2 protein-coding genes are annotated in these 1,489 nt (G+C 70.4%); both read left to right on the forward strand.

The genetic code is table 11. The annotated features are described in order from the left end of the window. The coding region (locus tag AC1D12_RS33100; protein WP_477845347.1) for an SIS domain-containing protein at positions 1 to 653 on the forward strand (653 nt) is incomplete at its 5' end. A gap of 116 nt (positions 654 to 769) precedes the next feature. Then, positions 770 to 1,489 (forward strand): LysR substrate-binding domain-containing protein (locus AC1D12_RS33105; protein ID WP_477845348.1); only part of this gene is annotated, 720 nt, incomplete at its 3' end.

A 1,489-nucleotide genomic window follows, 5' to 3' on the forward strand; every position in this document is an offset into this window, starting at 1 on the left:
GCTCGGGACTGACCGGCACGCTGCCGGTGCAGCGCACGCAGGTGCGCCGCCAGGACGGCACCGCCGACCTGTGCGCCAAGGTGCTGGACAACACGATCTCGGCCATCGTGCAGTTCCGCGAGGCCTTGAACGTGGACGCGGTGGATCGCGCGATCTCGCTGCTGCGCGAGGCGCGGCGCGTCGAGTTCTACGCGATGGGCAACTCGGCGATCGTCGCGCTGGATGCGCAGCACAAGCTGTTCCGCTTCCGGATCTCGTCGGTCGCGCACACCGATCCGTCGATGCATTCGATGGCGGCCGAGCTGCTCGGGCCGAGCGACGTGGCGGTGTTCATCTCCAGCTCCGGGCAGCCGCCGGAGCTGTCGCGCGCGGCGGGCCTCGCGATGGAACGCGGCGCGAAGGTGATCGCGATCACCGCCAGCCAGTCGCCGCTCGCGCGCAAGTCGACGGTGTGCATCCCGGTCGAGCACAGCGAGGACGCGAGCACCTTCGTCTCGATGATCTCGCGCATCCTGCACCTGCTGGTGGTGGACATGATGTCGGTCGGCGTCGCGGTGCGGCGGCTGCCGGCGGCGAGCACCAGCAGCGAGGCCGGCACCGCCGACGGCCAGCAGCAGCCGGCGCCGGGGGTGCTGATCTCGCACGTGGCCTGACACGGCCGGCCTGAAGTCAAGCCCCTGCGATTCAAATTCCCAATCGGCCCGCATCACAAAAGAAATCGCCGCCCTCCCCCGCGCTGGCAATACTCGGCGCGACAAGGGAGACAACGATGACACTGCGCGAACTGCGCTACCTGGTGGCGCTCGCCGAGCACCGCCATTTCGGGCACGCGGCCGAAGCCTGCCACGTGACCCAGCCGACGCTCAGCACCCAGCTGCGCAAGCTGGAGGACTACCTCGGGCTCACGCTGCTCGATCGCAGCGGCAAGCAACCGTCGCTGACGCCGATCGGCGAGTTCGTCGTCGAGCGGGCGCGCCGGCTGCTGGCCGATGCGGACGAGATCCTCGACCTGAAGCGGCTGCGCGGCGGCCCGCTGCAGGGCGTGCTGAACATCGGGCTGATCCCGACGCTGGCGCCCTACTACCTGCCCTGGCTGCTGCCGCTGGTGCGCCAGCGCTACCCGAAACTGCGGCTCGTGGTGCATGAAGACACCACGCGGCACCTCGGTGAGTTGCTGGCCGACCAGCTGATCGACACCGCGATCCTCGCGCTGCCCGGCCCGCTGCCGCAGCCGGCGTATGTGGAGCTGCCGCTGTTCGACGAGCCGTTCTTCGTCGCCGCGCCGCCGCGGCACGAGATCGCGGCGCATGACGCCGTGCCGGTGGCGGTGCTGGCCGAGCTGAAGCTGCTGCTGCTGACCGACGGCCACTGCCTGCGCGGCCAGGCACTCGAGGCCTGCCGGCAGCACGAGAGCAGCCAGAGCGACGGCTGCGATTTCCGCGCGACGAGCCTGGAGACACTGCGCCAGCTGGTGGCGGCGGGCCTCGGC

This window comes from Rhizobacter sp. P1_G5, from assembly GCF_056405435.1.